The 17,194-nt window shown below is 36.7% G+C and carries 13 protein-coding genes; 7 read left to right on the top strand and 6 right to left on the bottom strand.

Annotated features, from left to right (window positions below):
* Positions 1 to 78: 78 nt before the first annotated feature.
* From leuS to infA, 5 genes are all read left to right on the top strand, one after another.
* Positions 79 to 2,661, top strand: coding sequence for a leucine--tRNA ligase (gene leuS / locus GQ596_RS01865; RefSeq protein ID WP_160399990.1), 2,583 nt, complete (start codon positions 79 to 81; stop codon positions 2,659 to 2,661).
* A gap of 35 nt (positions 2,662 to 2,696) precedes the next feature.
* A complete protein-coding gene (gene lptE, locus GQ596_RS01870) occupies positions 2,697 to 3,188 on the top strand; it encodes an LPS assembly lipoprotein LptE (protein WP_160399991.1) in 492 nt (163 codons plus the stop codon).
* Between the two features lie 7 nt (positions 3,189 to 3,195).
* A complete protein-coding gene (gene holA, locus GQ596_RS01875) occupies positions 3,196 to 4,200 on the top strand; it encodes a DNA polymerase III subunit delta (protein ID WP_160399992.1) in 1,005 nt (334 codons plus the stop codon).
* Positions 4,194 to 4,850, top strand: coding sequence for a nicotinate-nucleotide adenylyltransferase (gene nadD, locus GQ596_RS01880; protein ID WP_160399993.1), 657 nt, complete (start codon positions 4,194 to 4,196; stop codon positions 4,848 to 4,850). The genes holA and nadD overlap by 7 nt, the downstream gene beginning before the upstream one ends.
* Before the next feature lie 226 nt (positions 4,851 to 5,076).
* Positions 5,077 to 5,295, top strand: coding sequence for a translation initiation factor IF-1 (gene infA / locus GQ596_RS01885; RefSeq protein WP_025315083.1), 219 nt, complete (start codon positions 5,077 to 5,079; stop codon positions 5,293 to 5,295).
* Between the two features lie 117 nt (positions 5,296 to 5,412).
* Here the strand turns inward: infA and GQ596_RS01890 are convergent, their stop codons facing one another.
* Positions 5,413 to 6,855, bottom strand: coding sequence for an amino acid permease (locus GQ596_RS01890; RefSeq protein ID WP_160399994.1), 1,443 nt, complete (start codon positions 6,853 to 6,855; stop codon positions 5,413 to 5,415).
* Positions 6,856 to 7,064: 209 nt separating this feature from the next.
* Positions 7,065 to 7,331, bottom strand: a complete 267-nt coding sequence (locus tag GQ596_RS01895) for a YkgJ family cysteine cluster protein (protein WP_202112569.1) — start codon at positions 7,329 to 7,331, stop codon at positions 7,065 to 7,067.
* A gap of 116 nt (positions 7,332 to 7,447) precedes the next feature.
* On the opposite strand from GQ596_RS01895, the gene yeiP reads away from it, so the two are divergent.
* Together yeiP and ttcA are read left to right on the top strand one after the other, a co-directional pair.
* On the top strand, positions 7,448 to 8,020 hold the full coding sequence (gene yeiP, locus GQ596_RS01900; RefSeq protein ID WP_160399995.1) for an elongation factor P-like protein YeiP: 573 nt from the start codon (positions 7,448 to 7,450) through the stop codon (positions 8,018 to 8,020).
* Between the two features lie 14 nt (positions 8,021 to 8,034).
* On the top strand, positions 8,035 to 8,931 hold the full coding sequence (gene ttcA / locus GQ596_RS01905) for a tRNA 2-thiocytidine(32) synthetase TtcA (protein WP_160399996.1): 897 nt from the start codon (positions 8,035 to 8,037) through the stop codon (positions 8,929 to 8,931).
* Positions 8,932 to 9,061: 130 nt separating this feature from the next.
* Here ttcA and glnE read toward each other — a convergent pair whose 3' ends face one another.
* The 4 genes from glnE to GQ596_RS01925 all read right to left on the bottom strand — a co-directional run bounded on the left by glnE (position 9,062) and on the right by GQ596_RS01925 (position 16,653).
* Positions 9,062 to 11,905 carry a bifunctional [glutamate--ammonia ligase]-adenylyl-L-tyrosine phosphorylase/[glutamate--ammonia-ligase] adenylyltransferase gene (gene glnE, locus GQ596_RS01910; RefSeq protein ID WP_160399997.1) on the bottom strand — a complete coding sequence of 948 codons (2,844 nt, stop codon included), beginning with the start codon at positions 11,903 to 11,905 and terminating at the stop codon, positions 9,062 to 9,064.
* Positions 11,906 to 11,970: 65 nt separating this feature from the next.
* Positions 11,971 to 12,987: a hypothetical protein gene (locus GQ596_RS01915; RefSeq protein ID WP_160399998.1), complete on the bottom strand. Its 1,017-nt coding sequence runs from the start codon at positions 12,985 to 12,987 to the stop codon at positions 11,971 to 11,973.
* A 16-nt stretch (positions 12,988 to 13,003) separates the two neighbouring features.
* Positions 13,004 to 13,963: an inorganic triphosphatase gene (locus GQ596_RS01920; protein WP_160399999.1), complete on the bottom strand. Its 960-nt coding sequence runs from the start codon at positions 13,961 to 13,963 to the stop codon at positions 13,004 to 13,006.
* 932 nt (positions 13,964 to 14,895) lie between these two features.
* Positions 14,896 to 16,653, bottom strand: coding sequence for a hypothetical protein (locus tag GQ596_RS01925; protein WP_160400000.1), 1,758 nt, complete (start codon positions 16,651 to 16,653; stop codon positions 14,896 to 14,898).
* Between the last annotated feature and the right edge of the window lie 541 nt (positions 16,654 to 17,194).

Here is a 17,194-nt window from a genome sequence, read left to right on the forward strand (position 1 = left end):
GTTTGTAAAACTTGTCAATAACCAATACAATTAGCAACATATTTTTATTAGCAATAATAGATAGGACATTAACTCGTCATGCAAGAACAATACCGCCCAGATGAAATCGAAGCCACTGTACAAAAACACTGGCAAGAAAATAAAACTTTCCATGTTACAGAAGATCCATCAAAAGAAAAATATTACTGCTTATCGATGCTTCCTTACCCTTCTGGGCGTTTGCATCTTGGGCATGTGCGTAATTATACTATTGGTGATACGATTTCACGTTATCAGCGTTTAAATGGTAAAAACGTTTTACAACCAATTGGTTGGGATGCATTTGGTTTACCTGCTGAGGGTGCTGCTGTTAAAAATAATACCGCGCCTGCAAAGTGGACATATGAAAATATTGCTTATATGAAAAAGCAATTACAACTGTTAGGTTTTGGTTACGATTGGGATCGCGAGGTAACAACTTGTCGTCCAGAATATTACAAATGGGAACAGTGGTTCTTTACTAAGTTATACGAAAAGGGCTTAGTGTATAAAAAAACCTCTGCCGTTAACTGGTGTCCTAACGACCAAACTGTTCTTGCTAACGAACAAGTAGTTGAAGGTTGCTGTTGGCGTTGTAGCACACCAGTTGAACGTAAAGAGATCCCTCAATGGTTTATTAAAATTACAGACTATGCCGAAGAGTTACTAAACGATTTAGATACATTAGAAAACTGGCCTGAGCAAGTAAAAACCATGCAACGTAACTGGATTGGTCGTTCTGAAGGGGTTGAGTTTGATTTTGCTGTTGAAAATTATGCTGATAAATTACGTGTTTACACAACTCGTCCTGATACATTAATGGGTGTTAGCTTTGTATCGGTTGCCGCAGAGCACCCTCTTGCACAATTAGCGGCAAAAAATGATCCTAAAATTGCTGAATTTGTTGCTGAATGTAAAAATACCAAAACCGCCGAAGCTGATATGGCTACGATGGAAAAGAAAGGTATTGCGACAGGATTTTATGCAATTCATCCTCTAACAGGTAAAAAAGTTCCAGTTTGGATCGCTAACTTTGTGTTAATTGAATATGGCACAGGTGCAGTAATGGCTGTACCTGGACATGATGAGCGTGATTATGAGTTTGCTTCAAAATATAACTTACCAATTAATCCTGTTATTTTAACGCAAGACGGTAACATACCAGATCTTTCACAACAAGCTTATACTGAACACGGAAAATTATTTAATTCTGGCGAGTTTGATGGTCTTGATTTTGAGCAAGCATTCAATGCTGTTGCCGATAAATTAGTTTCACTGGGTATTGGTCAGCGTAAAGTAAATTATCGTTTACGTGATTGGGGCGTTTCACGTCAGCGTTATTGGGGCGCGCCAATTCCAATGGTAACCCTTGAAGATGGTACAACCATTCCTACGCCAGAAGATCAGTTACCGGTTATTTTACCAGAAGATGTTGAAATGAACGGTATCACCAGTCCAATTAAGGCTGATCCTAATTGGGCAAAAACAACCGTAAACGGTCAACCTGCTCTGCGTGAGACTGATACTTTTGATACCTTTATGGAATCATCTTGGTATTATGCCCGTTATACGTGCCCGAATTATGATAAAGGTATGTTAGATGAAAAAGCAGCAAATTATTGGTTGCCAGTCGATCAGTATGTTGGTGGTATTGAACATGCCATTATGCATTTACTTTATTTTAGATTTTTCCATAAATTAATGCGTGATTTTGGTTTGGTATCGTCAGACGAACCAGCAAAACGTTTACTATGCCAAGGCATGGTATTAGCCGATGCATTTTATTATACCAGCCCAACCAATGAGCGTATTTGGGTATCGCCAACTGAAGTTACCATTGAACGTGATGATAAAGGTCGAATTGCTAAAGCCGTTGATAAACAGGGTAATGAATTAGTTCATGCGGGTATGACAAAGATGTCAAAATCCAAAAATAATGGTATCGACCCACAAGAAATGGTTGAAAAATACGGCGCTGATACCGTTCGATTATTTATGATGTTTGCGTCTCCTGCTGAAATGACACTAGAATGGCAAGAATCTGGCGTTGAGGGTGCTAACCGATTTATTAAACGTGTGTGGCGTTTAGTGTATGAACATGCGCAAAAAGGTCAAACCGCTAAACTTGATGTTGCTGCTTTGGATAGTGAACAAAAAGCATTACGCCGTGAGTTACATAAAACCATTGCGAAAGTGAGTGATGATATTGGACGTCGTCAAACGTTTAATACTGCTATTGCCGCTGTCATGGAGTTTATGAACCGCTTACAAAAAGCATCACAAGAAACCGAGCAAGACCGCGCCCTAATGAACGAGGCATTAAACGCAATTGTTCGTTTGCTTTACCCAATGATGCCACACGCTTGTTTTGTGATGTGGCAAGCTTTAGGCCATAATGAGTCGATTGATGATACTACTTGGCCTGTTGCTGACGAGGCGGCAATGATCGAGGACGAAAAACTCATTGTTGTACAAATTAATGGTAAAGTCCGTGGCAAATTTACAGTACCTGCTGATGCAGATCAGGATTTTGTTGTGTCACAAGCAAAACAAGAACCGAATATTCAAAAATACTTGAGCGATGTTGCTATCCGTAAAGTAATTTATGTTCCAGGTAAACTGTTAAATTTGGTTGTTGGTTAATATTGTTTGATAACTAAATTTAGGCGGTTATAGATATGAAAAAGTATTTAGCTTTATTGATGTTATTGGCAATATCCTTAACAGGATGTGGATTTCATTTACAGCATGAGACAGAAGTCCCGGAGCGATTTAAGACGCTCTCTTATATAAGTTATGATCCTTATGGACGACTGTCTCGTGAAATGAAAGAACTATTACACGATAACAAAGTAACGCTAACGAGTAATGCGACTGAAAAAGTGCCATCATTAAGGATGTTAAGCGAAAACCTCAGTCGCAATACAATTTCGATTTATCAAGATGGTAAAGCGGCTGAATATCAATTAGTGTTAACGGTTGATGCACAAGTTGTTATCGCAGGTCAACAAACATACCCAATTAATGTTCGAGTCTTTAGGACTTTCTTTGATAATCCATCGGAGGCATTAGCAAAAACAGTCGAACAAGATTTGATTGAAAATGAAATGTTTAAACAAGCTGCTAAACAAGTTATTCGTAAATTAAAATCGATTGATGCGGTAAATTAACGTTGTCATGATTAAAATTAATGCTGACCAAATTAGCCATAAATTAGGATCACCCTATTATTTAATTTTAGGTAGTGATCCTTATTTACAAAATCACGTTCAAACAGAGTTACGAAAAGCCTTTACCCATGCGGGATTTGATGAGCAACTGACGTTTGTAATTGATAATCAAACTGACTGGGCGGTCATTTTGGATAGTTGCCAAGCAATGAATCTATTTTCAAACAATACTTTGATTTTGCTTGATTTTGGTGATAGCGCATTAAATGCAGGTACTAGTGCCAAACTTAATACGCTAAGTGAGGTTTTAACACCGGATATTGCACTAATAATTACGCTCAATAAAATTACAAAATCACAAGAAAACGCTACTTGGTATAAAACACTATCAGATAAGTTAGTCGTGGTTAATTGTACAACACCAGATACTTTGCAATTACCACAATGGATTAAAAACCATTTACAGCAACAACAAATAACCATTGAACCAAAAGCAATTGAGTTACTTTGTTACTATTATGAAGGGAATTTATTAGCATTAACACAGGTTATTGCACAATTAAAATTGTTGTATCCAGACCAAAACATTTCTTATGATCAAGTTGAAAGCAATATTAACGATTCTGCCATATTTACGCCCTTTCATTGGACTGATGCAATGCTTGCAAATAAAACTAAGCGAGCTATTCATATTTTACAACAGCTAAAAATAAATGAGTTTGAGCCGTTATTTTTATTACGGATTATTCAACGTGAGTTAATATTGTTAATTAATTTAAAAAAAGGTTTGCAACACAAATCATTGAAACAAACCTTTGATGAGTATAAAGTTTGGCAAAATAAAAGAACGATTTATACAAACTATCTAAATCGTTGCGATCTTAAAAGCCTGTTTCATTTACTCGCAAAATTGACCGAAATTGAAATTAGCTTAAAGCATGATAACCAAGTGCAAATATGGGATGCTATATTTAGTTTATCCATGCAATTTATGGGTTTAGATAAATGTTAACTGCGTTATTAGGCGGAACCTTTGATCCGATCCATTATGGACACCTTCGCCCTGCTATTTCATTAGCTAATGAAATTGGTTTAAAACAAATTCGTTTGTTGCCTAATCATATTCCTCCCCATAAACCACAACCAGAAGCTAATACAGAGCAACGTTTAGCAATGTTATCATTAGCTATTGAAGATTTACCTTTATTTGCATTAGATGTAAGTGAGATCTTACCCGAAACATCGACTCGCCCGTCTTATACTATTGAAACCCTACAAGCATGGCGACGCAAACATGGTAACCAAAATCCGCTAGCATTTATAATGGGACAAGATTCACTACTAGGATTGCCAACTTGGCATAAATGGCAAACGTTGCTTAATTATTGTCATTTGCTAATTTGCCGCCGACCAGGTTATGCTGACAAGACTGATAATGCAACATTACAACAATGGGTTGATACGCACCAAACCACCAATGTAAAAAATTTACACGACTCACCATATGGTTATATCTATTTGGCGCAGACACCGCTTGAGAATATTTCGGCAACAGAGATCAGACAAAATATCAACAACTCACAAAGTTGTAAAAATTTGCTACCACCTAAAGTTTGGCAATATATTCATACACAAGGACTTTATGGTACAAAGAAAAAGTAGAAAGAACTTTACATCTGACAGTTTTTTCGGCATTATTTCGCCGCTGTGTTTATATATTTTAAATTCAGTTTTTTGTGTTTATATTTAACTTTGCTAAATCATCAAATAACACACTAATAAGATGATATAAAAGCATCATTCTTGTTTTGTTATTGTACGCTTAGCGTGATAAGGTAGATGAGTCAGTTAAATATATTTAATTTGTATTTATTATTAAGAGGCCCCAATGGCAAAAGAAGATAACATTGAAATGCAAGGTACCATACTTGATACACTTCCAAACACGATGTTTCGTGTTGAACTTGAAAATGGTCATGTCGTTACGGCACATATTTCTGGTAAGATGCGAAAAAACTACATTCGTATTTTAACAGGCGATAAAGTTACTGTTGAAATGACACCTTACGATCTATCTAAAGCACGTATCATCTTCCGTAGTCGCTAATATCGTTATCAAAATAAACGAGTTTAAGTTATATAACGGTTTATTTTCTCTTTTTTAATAAAAAATCCGTCGACCCTAGTCGACGGAAAGAGAAAGAGATTAAACGACACGAATGAATTATTCTTCTTTAGAAAAGTCCATCTGTTCGTATTTAACCCATTTTGTCTTCTTCACTATTTTGTAACCAAAATAAATCATCAAAAATAGTGGTATACCAATATAAGTAGCTATTACGCCATTCCAATCAATGGTATCTTGTAAAAAAGCTTCGTAATTTTGCCCAAGAGTGATAATTAGGCATAATACAAAGGCAAAAATAGGACCAAATGGGAAAAAACTTGAACGATATGGTAACTGATTAATATTATTACCTTGCATTATGTAACCTTTTCTAAAGCGATAATGACTGATGGCAATACCAAGCCAAGCAATAAATCCTGTCATGCCTGACATATTTAGTAACCATAAATAGACTTGCTGATCTTTGTACATAGAAGTTAAAAAACAAAGCATAGCCACAAATGTTGTTGCCAATAACGCTACGCGTGGCACGCCCGAAGATGACAATTTAGCAAAGATTTTAGGCGCTTTACCTTCTTTGGCAAGTGCATAAAGCATACGCGTTGAAGCATAAAGTCCTGAGTTACCTGCTGATAATACCGATGTTAAAATAACAGCATTCATAAATGCCGCCGCTGACAATAATCCCGCATTTTGAAACACCAAAGTAAATGGACTGACACTAATATCGGTTTCATCATTACGTAATAAATTAGGATCAGTATAAGGAATGATCAAGCTAATGACTAAAATCGCAAAAATATAAAATAATAATATTCGCCAAAATACTTGGCGCATAGCTTTAGGTATATTTTTTTCTGGATCTTTTGATTCACCAGCGGCAATCCCAATAAGTTCTGTGCCTTGGAATGAAAAACCAACCACCATCGCCACGCCAATCATTGCTGAAAATCCACCAGCAAAAGGGGCTTCCTCAATAGTCCAATTTTTCCAGCCTGCCCCTTCAGCACCATGAAAAATACCAATAATCATTAATAAACCAACCACAATAAAAATAATAACTGTGACAACTTTAATTAATGAAAACCAAAATTCAGCTTCACCAAAACCTTTAACTGAAATGTAGTTTAGGCAAAAGATAATGCTTAAAAACAAAAAACTCCATAACCAACTATAAGCCCCTGCATCAAACCAATAAGAGATGACTAACTGAGCAGCAACTAAGTCTACAGCAACAGTAATTGCCCAGTTGTACCAATAATTCCAGCCGATAGCAAAACCAAAGGCTTCATCAACATAACGTGCACCATAAGTAGCAAACGTGCCTGAAACAGGTAAATAAGCAGCTAGTTCACCCAAACTAGTCATTAAAAAATACACCATTACACCAATAACAGCGTATGAAAGTAATGCACCTCCAGGACCAGCTTGTGCAACTGTTGCACCCGATGCAACAAATAGCCCCGTACCAATTGAGCCACCAATAGCAATCATTGCTAAATGACGTGCTTTTAAATCTCGTTTTAATTTATTTTTCATAGTTACTTCTTCTGTCTAAAAGGATTAAGCTTGATAATAAATTAGTCAATTATTTGATATGCTTATAAAGCAATTAATGACCAAAAATCGAACTTAAAATTATTGATATTTATCATTTTCTAATGAAGTGCGAGAAGTTTATCAAAAAAAATATAGTGCGAGATAAATAATTCTAATAATTGAATTGGTTTGTTAAATTTAAGCAATACCTAGCCTTTAGTTAACTGTTCTAATTGAGTTAAATAATTCAATGCTTGTGCTTGATTATTGCCACACATCTCAACACAAGGTTTTAAATGACCGCATACGGTTGGCCTTGATGGATGCAAAAATAATTTGCATTGATAATTATCGTCTAAATGAATACAAGCCACACCAGCTGGCTTTCCTTTAGGCATGCCAGGGATAGGCGATGAAATTGAAGGGGCAATACAACAAGCTCCACAGTTTTTTCGACATATTGCTAAATCTGTCACGATATTTCCTTCATTTTAAGGATAACCAATAAATTTTGATGGTGACAATAGCAAGTTAGCGGTAAAATAGCGAGCTAATTTTTTAACCTTTCTATTAATTGTGAAGAATAAATATTATGGCTAAAGCAAATGAAATAAAACGTGGCGATGCTGTCACTTATAATGGCAAATTATTATTGGTTAAAGACATCGATGTACAAAGCCCAAGCGCACGAGGAGCTAGCACGCTTTATAAAATGCGTTTTACCGATGTCAAAAATGGTGGCAAAGTGGAAGAGCGCTTTAAGGGCGATGACATTCTTGATACGATTGAACTATCACGCCGTCCTGTTAGCTTTTCGTATATTGATGGCGACGAATACGTGTTTATGGATAACGAGGACTACACACCATTTACTTTCAAAAAAGAACAAATTGAAGAAGAACTCTTATTTATTCCAGAAGGTGGAATGGATGGAATGCAGGTATTAATGGCTGATGATGAAGTTATTGCATTAGAATTACCGCAAACCGTTGATCTAGAAATTATTGAAACCTCGCCAAGTATTAAAGGTGCTTCAGCAAGTGCACGAACCAAGCCGGCTACCTTATCAACAGGGCTTGTTATTCAGGTTCCTGAATATATTGATAACTACGAAAAAGTCAAAGTTCATATTGCTGAACGCCGTTACATGAGCCGAGCTGAATAACCAATAAAATTGTGATGAATACATATAATCAAAATAAACTACACAAACGATTGCGTCGCTTAACTGGCGAGGCAATCGCTGACTTTAATATGATCGAAGAAGGTGATCGTATTATGGTTTGCTTATCAGGTGGTAAAGATAGTTATACTTTGCTTGATATTCTTATTAACTTAAAAATCAGCGCACCAGTACATTTTGACCTAATAGCGGTTAATTTAGATCAAAAACAACCGGGATTTCCTGAACATGTATTGCCTGAATACCTAAATTCGTTAGGCATTGAATATAAAATCGTGCAAGAAAACACCTACGGCATTGTCAAAGATAAAATTCCTGAAGGAAAAACAACTTGCTCACTTTGCTCACGACTACGCCGAGGCATTTTATATCGCACAGCCACCGAACTTGGTGCAACTAAAATTGCCCTTGGACATCATCGTGACGATATTTTAGAAACGCTCTTTTTAAACATGTTTTATGGTGGCAAGCTCAAAGCAATGCCACCTAAATTAATGAATGATTCAGGCGAACATATCATTATCCGTCCACTGGCTTATTGCAAAGAAAAGGACATTGCTAAATATGCCGAAATTAAGCAATTTCCAATAATTCCTTGTAACCTTTGTGGCTCGCAACCAAACTTACAAAGGCAAGTGATTAAAGAGATGCTTAATGAATGGGATAAAAAATTCCCGGGACGAATTGAAACCATGTTCCGTGCCACACAAAACATTACCTTATCCCATCTTTGTGATACTAATTTGTTTGATTTTAAAGGCATTAAAAAAGGTGATCTTGCCGTGAATGGTGGTGATATCGCTTTTGACCGTGAAGATATCAAACCGATTGTAGGCTTTGATAGCTCAGATCTTGAAGATCAAGATTTGATTTTATGGAAAGAAGCAAAATAGTTGCTAAGTATTACATATACTCAAACTATTTTCTCATCAATGCCACTAATGTGGCATTGTTTTTTATATTCTCTAAATTTTTTAAATCAATGAGATAGTAAAATAAACTATTAAAATAAAAGTCAATGAATTACGTTAACCACTTTTGCCAACTTTGATTAACTATTTGTGTTTCTTGCTTAAACGGTGTACCATTCACCGTGCTTGGTAATAATTGCAATGCAAGTTGATGGATTTTATTGCGCATATCAATATAAGCTTGTGTTAGTTGCTGTGCTTCGTGACTATCGATAATTTGATATTTTGTTGCGAGCTCTAAAATACGAACATTATCACTCCATTTTGTCATTTGGGGATGCAGGTAAGCATAATTAAGCACCAAATACTGTGATAAAAATTCAATATCACCAATTCCACCCTCATCAATTTTTAAGTTAAATGAATTATCTTGTGTGCTACCTAGATGTGCTCGCATCTTTTCGCGCATTTCACGCACTTCTTTTTTTAATACAACTTCATCACGCTTTTTACAAAGTACATTATGACGAATTTGATTAAAACGATCGATTAATTCGGCTTCACCATATACAGCTCTGGCTCGTACTAAAGCTTGATGTTCCCATGTCCACGCTTCATTTATTTGGTAATCTTCGAACGCATCTAAACTACAAGCAAGAAGTCCTGCATCACCTTGAGGGCGGAGTCTTACATCAACTTCATATAAAATACCAAAGCTAGTACGTACATTAAATAAATGAATAATACGTTGTACAAGGCGCAAATAAAATTGACGACTATCGATCTGCTTATCACCATCGGTGACACTATTAACAGGACAATCATGTAAAAAAACCAGATCGAGATCCGAACCATAACCCAGTTCCCAACCGCCTAATTTACCATAGCCAATTACCACCAAGCCTTTATGATTATCAGCCAAATGCTCAGGCTTGCCATAACGAGCAATCATTTGATTCCATGCCATTTGCACTACAAAATCTAATAAAGCTTCGGCTACATAAGTTAGATGATCGCTAACTTTCATAGTAGTTAACACATGCTCAACATCGGCAGCTGCTATATGCAGTAATTGCATCTGCTTAAATTGGCGTAAAGCTTCAAGTTGTTGTTCTTCATCATCCACTTCAATACGCAATAAATATTGATAAAGCTGGCTTTTATATTCATTTGGAGCAACGGTCTGATAAAGCGAATTGATATCAATAAGCTCATCTAACAATATAGGGTAATGAGCCAGTTGATCACTAATCATTGGCGAAGCACTACATAAACGAATTAATTGCTTCAAAGCGGTTGGATATTCAAGTAACAGTTCTAAATAAGTAGTACGACTAACAATATTAACAAGTAACGGCAAAATTCTTGATAACACGATTGTTACTTGCTTTTCACTACAGATAGATTCTAATAAACGTGGCATTAATTGATCGAGTATTTCACGCCCCCGTACACCAATTGTACGTTTACCAATATCATCACGAAATTGTATTAGCATTTGATGGATCTGTGTGGCTTGTGTTTCTGAATAATTGGGTAACACGGCACTGACATCACTTATTTGAAGATCTGGCACCCAAAGATCGTCAAATTGATCATTATAAGACTTGGTTGTTGAAGCAGATTCTGATTCATTTTCGCCAATAAGTTCATTAAAAATTTGGCGATTACATTGCATTTGCACTGATAATTCTTGTTCAAAATCATGCCAATGATTAAAACCCATGCTTGTTGCTAAACGAGCTTGGTCCAGTGCATTATCTGGCAAGGTTTGGGTCTGTTCGTCGGCAATAGCTTGTAGAAGATTTTCACAACGACGTAAAAACAGGTAATTTTCTCGTAATAACGATACTTCATTCGATGCAAGTAGCGATTCTTGTTCAATCACATTAAGTGCATTTAATAGCGAACGAGTTTGCAACCCTACTACTCGTCCGCCACGAATAAGCTGAAAAACTTGCACAATAAACTCTATTTCACGAATCCCACCAGCGCCAAGTTTGATGTTATTTTTTAAACCACGACGACGCACTTCACGTTCAATCATGCTTTTCATATTACGCAATGATTGTAAAACACTAAAATCGATATAGCGACGATAAACAAAAGGCTTCAACATTTGATACAGTTCACCTACATAAGGGGCGTTCTGATCACCAAGAACTTTGGCTTTAACCATAGCATAACGTTCCCAATCTCGACCTTGCTCTTGATAATAATCTTCCATAGAAGAAAAGCTCAGAACTAAAGGCCCCCCATCACCAAGCGGACGTAAACGCATATCTACACGATACACAAAACCATCTTCGGAAATTTGATCGAGCGCTTTAATTAAGCGTTGACCTAATCGAGTAAAAAAGACAGCATTATCTAATTCTCGCCGACCACCTTTTGTTTGCCCATGTTCTGGATAAGTAAAAATCAAATCAATATCGGACGAAAAGTTCAGCTCCCCACCGCCCAATTTACCCATACCTAAAATCAGCAGTGGCTGCGCCTGACCTTGAGCATTACAAGGTGTTCCCCACTCTTTGCAACTAAGCTCATAAAGCCAATCGCGAGCTGTAACAATAATCACCTCGGCCAATTCGGTCAATTGCAATAAAATCTGCTCATCATGACTTATTTTAGCCAATTGTGACCACTCAAGGCGCACTAACATAAAATGCCGAAACAGCCTAAGCGTTTTCATAAAAATAGCTTCATCCGTCACATCTGCTAATTGTGCATCTAACCAAGATTGATAAAATTGCCGTTCATCGGCTTGCGGTGGGTTTTGTACTATATCGGCAAACCAATTAGGGAATCGACAAAACGCATCGACCAAAAAATCACTCTGCACCAAAATATCAAGGTGAGCTTGCACTTGAGCTAGATTGCATTGTTCAAGTTGAAGGGCGACTTTTTGCTTTTGTTGTTCAAACAAAGAAGAAAACGACGAGTTAAATTCTGACATGGGCAAGCTCTCTTAGAATTCATTCACAATAATAAAAAGCAGTGCTAGCTAATAAATAATTATATTTAGACTGACATATTTTGATAATTTTTATCCATTTTACCAAATAGTAGTTTAACCGCTATTCTCACCAATACACAGCTTGAAATAAGTAAAATAACTACGATCATAAAACAAATCATTATTATTTCTAAGTCACTTATTTTGTGCCAATATTTCAAATAATTTATTAATGAAATACTAAAAATGACTAATACGATCAATAATAAACAATTTAATAGAAGATTTAATAGAAAAATGCCTATTGAACTAAAAACAAGCTTTTTAAAAGCGATAGTTTCCGTTACGCCAGTAAAACATCGTCTTAACAAAAAATAACCAAGCAAATTCACAACTGATAAAAATACAGTTAAACCAACTATATCAATAATGATTTTTCTAAAACTGTAATAACTGTAATACATATCTTCATATAAAAAAATTAGCGCAAATAATGCAGTAAGAAAATAGCAGTTATAAAGTGCTATAAATAAACCTAAATGTAGTTGTTGGCTCTCGTTTTGAGTTAATGCATTGTCGTTATGCATATAACTTTTATTAAACAATTTGATGCTAAAGCAAGTTAACAATACTATAAAAAAATAACCTATTGTTATCTTTAAAAGATTAGTTATATAGTTAGGAAAAAAGAAATATATATTGGGATTTAAATATTGTCGTCCAGCCTGCATCCACTCATAAATATAGGGGTAACAATACAATCGGCCAACAATATCGCCTAATGTAATTAATGCGGCAATAAATAAGCTATTGATGATATTTTTTTGATTGATTTGATTAATAGCATATTTATTCAATATCAATGCGGAAGTCGTAAATAGTACAAATGAACTAGGCAACTGTAAAAAGAAATTGGGTAATATTTGTTTAATAAATTTTATAATAATCTGATAGATTGTCATATCTGACGATATAAAAAAATAATCATCAAATCCAACACAATAAGTAACAACAAAAACAATATTAAATACCCAATAGAATAAAACGAGTAATAAAGGTAATTTAAAAAATGACGTTTTCATCTCTATATCCTTATATTTATACGTTCGTTTTATTTATTGCAATAATTAGCATTAGTTTTAGCTTCGTATTTATCTCACTAAAAGCAAATTCTTTTACAGAATTAATAACCAACAATGCCGCTTGCCATTGAGCAAACTCCGGCTCGTTAAAAAGTAGTTTATTGGTTAACTGATCATTTACCTGATTTAAAGTTTGCTTGTAGTATTCTAAATCATTCACTTCTAACGCATATTCTTCGTTTTGTTGCCAAAACTCAAGCAATTTAGGCAAATCACATTGACTTGAAAGCGCATAAGCGCACTTTTTAGGTGCCAAATTATTCAATAATCGATACCCCCTAGAAGCTTTGCTTTGTGAAAATAGATGTAAATTAAATCGACTTAGCTCAATAGCAAAATTAAGTAAATCGTGTGTATTGCCTTGCTTGATTTCAAGTTCAACTTCCTTAATGGGGATAGATTGATTATTTGAACTAATTTGCCCTTGATCTAACGCAACTTCAATTTCACTACTTGCAAACGAAATTAACCACGCTTGCCGCTCAAAATCAGTGGTAAACAAAGGCAGTAAATTCCGTTGTAGCTCAGCAATATCACAGTCATTTGGCAAAGCATGGCAAGGTAATACAGTTAAATCAGGAACAGAATCTGGCAAATCGACATTAAATTCAGCACGCTCATGCAACCCCGCAATCGATTTTTTGTCACGTTTTAATGTGATTTCAAAACGTTTTACTAAACCATCATCCCCCCCTCTTACACGTAGCCCACAACCATGATTACGCAGGTAATAATCACTAGTATCGTAATAAGTATTGGTCAAATTTTGTTTGGTAACACAGCGTTTTGTTGATGATAATGCTGACGATGCCGAAAATTCGGCCTCGTCACAATCAGCCCATTGATCTAAATAATATTTTAAACTGGCAATATCGTTGGTATTGATTTCAAATTTTAATTCGATTTCGTTACTCATTGTTCTGTTTTATATTGGTTATTTTGCTATATCATATCTTGAATATTTGAAGAAATATACTTAAACATGTACTAAGTCATAGGATAATAGTTGATTTTGGTTGAAAAGAGTTAAATAAAAACTTTAATAAAATCAATACCTTTCCTGACCGCTTTTTTGCGGTTTTTGCATTGCTTTTTAACACAAAAACAACTCACAAAAAAGACCTAAGGTTATGTTGTTGTCTTGTTTCGGCGTCGGACAAATTTGTCTGGAACAAATTTGAACACCTGAGCATAGCGAAGATGGCCTCGTAGAGGCGAGTATCATGATGATACGAGTAGCGTAGCCGAAGGCCACATTCTGTAGCCAAAGCGTGGGTTTGCAAAGGGAATTCGCTTTAATTCCCTTTGCTCGGACGTGGTCACTGTAGCTATTTTGTTCACCAAAGCCCAAACGTCCGAAACCTCTGCACTCAATCCACTCTATTCACAAAAACAAAAAAGGCTTGATTTTCCGCTAAAAAATCGGTCAGGAAAGGTATTGATTTTATTGAAGTTTTTCTTGATGTGTTTTTAGCAAAAACACACCCAAAACAATAGCCCCATCGGGCACCGTGTGCGCTGCTATTGGCTGAAATAGTTTTTTAACTCTTGAATAAACGCACTATCCACAATCGGGGGATATTTGTTAGGTTGCCATGATGATAAAAACAGCAAATGTTGTAATGTTAATGTTTTATTTATGTTGCTCAGTGCGGTTTCGGCTATTGGCTCGGAGTCTGTGAAATCGGACCGCGGTTTTTTGACCTTCAGTCATAAAACCGCTGAGTCCGCAGGCTTTGCCTGCTCAAAGCCCCAACTTACGCGGGGGCTTGATTCTTTGTTATATTGTCCTCTCAGGCACCGTAACCCCCTTCCGCGCCCTAAGGATTAAGAACTAAACGCTAAAAGCTAAGGTGCGGTGCAAGCAGCGTGATAGCGGTCGCTGGCACTGAAGCTGCCGAACTTGCCGAAGGTCGAAGAGACAGCGAACTTGTTGCTACCTGCTGCGTCACTCGCCCAGTAGAAGTAGCGGACGAAGCCCGCATCGTAGTCGGACATAAGCCCCCACTCCGTGAAAAAGCCTGCTCCTATGTTACGCTGGTAACCATTACCACTAGACGACGGCGTAGCGCCTACTGCACCAGTACAAGGATAATTATTATTCATATTCCAACCAGAACAAACCGCATTGGTTAAATCCCTTACCCTAGGCATCCGATAACCCAAACTTCTACACCATGCTGATTGGTCATTATGAGGTTTCCATTGACCACCCCGATTGACGAACCACTGCTTTAACACAAAGCCGTAACGAACCTCATTACCATTACTACCTCTACCCACCAACTCGAACGTCTGTGGCAAAGATGGACGTGTTAGTGAACGTGGATTACTTGAGCTTATTTGACTACTACTTGCCCTTGGACCATGCAACGTTACCCGTGTTACATTTTTGGATTTATCCATAATCCATTCATCAGCTTGGATAGTACGGTTATCTGGGTCTGTGAATGTACCAGAACGCGGCCTTATCCAACTCACCGTTGCTCTTATACTACCACTTGTGTTAACTGTCCAACTTAACTGACTTGCGTCAAGCCCACCTATATCCAAATCAAAATACAAACCATCTGCACCAGTCGTTGGAAAGTTCCTGTCGTAAGATGATGGACTCGTTGACTGAACTAAAAAGCCCTTACTAGGATTCCATATGTTAGCTGGACCTGCATAGTGGGGGTCGTCCCAAGAAACGATGCCAGTTGTTCCACCCCTCAACAAATTCGGCCTGACCGAACAAATACGGATATCGTCATTTGGATTAATATAATAATCCACCGTAGCGCCACTAAAACTACTACTTCTTGGTACCCCATACTGCGTGCTTAATGTGCCACCTGAACTTGTTAAAGTTACCTTATACGGTGCATTACATATATCCAATGCATCAGTACGATTAACCGTAGTACCGTTTTTATCCCTAAACGCCACCGATATACTCCCCGATGCCGTTACCTGTCCGTCGCCATCATTATCACCCCAATAACCCTGACTGACCAAATCATTCATCGTGATTGAACTCCTTGATGGCGGTACTATCGTCTCTATATGACTTAAGTTACTCCCCACATATGGCAACCTGATTGGATTAGTTGGTGTGGATGGGTTGGTTGACCTTGTGTATACCGTTCCATCCTGCAACTTTATTGACAATAAACGGTCTGTATTCGTTAATTTTGTTACCCCTCCATCAAACGTTAAATACGGCGCACTCCCCTCGATAGCCCTTGAAGTATAAGCCGTTAACGCCTCTGTATCCTGCGTATACGACAATAACAACAATGGCGCTAAGAATAATGCCGATTTAGATAATAATGGTGATTTAAATAGTAATGGCGGTTTGAGTAACCACTTGGGTATCGGTGATAATTTTGCCGAAGATGTGATTGATGACCTGACCGAAGAGGTTCCTGAAAATGTTTCCGAAGATGCTGCTGAAGAACCTGCCGAAGACATCGCCAATAAAGACCACGACGACGGCGTCGATTTCGCTACGCGAAATGACTTCGGTGATGAAAATAACTGTGGCGCTTGTTTTTGACCACCGTGCGAATCAATAAGATTTAGGGCATAGGTTTGGCAGGCCAGATGCCAGATGCCAGATGCCAACCATGGTAATGCATTTTTATTCCCTTGTCAAGTAATTTATTGTTTTTTATATATTTTTCTATCCGTTCGCTTTATTTTTGAGCGATTCCCTGCTTGAATAAGCCTAAAAATTATAACTTGATGGTGCATAATCTGCCACTTTTTTTGTTAATTTATTGTAAAGATTTGTTAGAAGGTTGAGTGCGTTGCTTTGGATTTTTTTGGGGGTGGTTTTGTTTGATAAAAATGCCTTGAAAAAACTTTAATAAAATCAATACCTTTCCTGACCGTTTTTTGGCGTAATAATCTGTTACTTTCTTGTATACATCTTTTTTCTTAACTTGAAACAGGATCGTCAAATTCCCTTGCGATTAAGTCGAAGTCCTTATCAATGACTTTTTTATAAAAAACATCAATAAACTGTTGAAAGGCTAGGAGGTCATTTTTGATTTTAGCGCTTGACGATGGTTTTTGTTCTTTTGATTTTTTAATTATAAATTAAAACAATTGTTTTTTATATAAAATTTGAGGTGATTTATTTTTGTTGGCGGTTGTTATGGTG

The organism is Gilliamella sp. Pra-s60 (assembly GCF_009795755.1).
In the GTDB taxonomy this organism is placed as follows: Bacteria; Pseudomonadota; Gammaproteobacteria; order Enterobacterales; family Orbaceae; genus Gilliamella.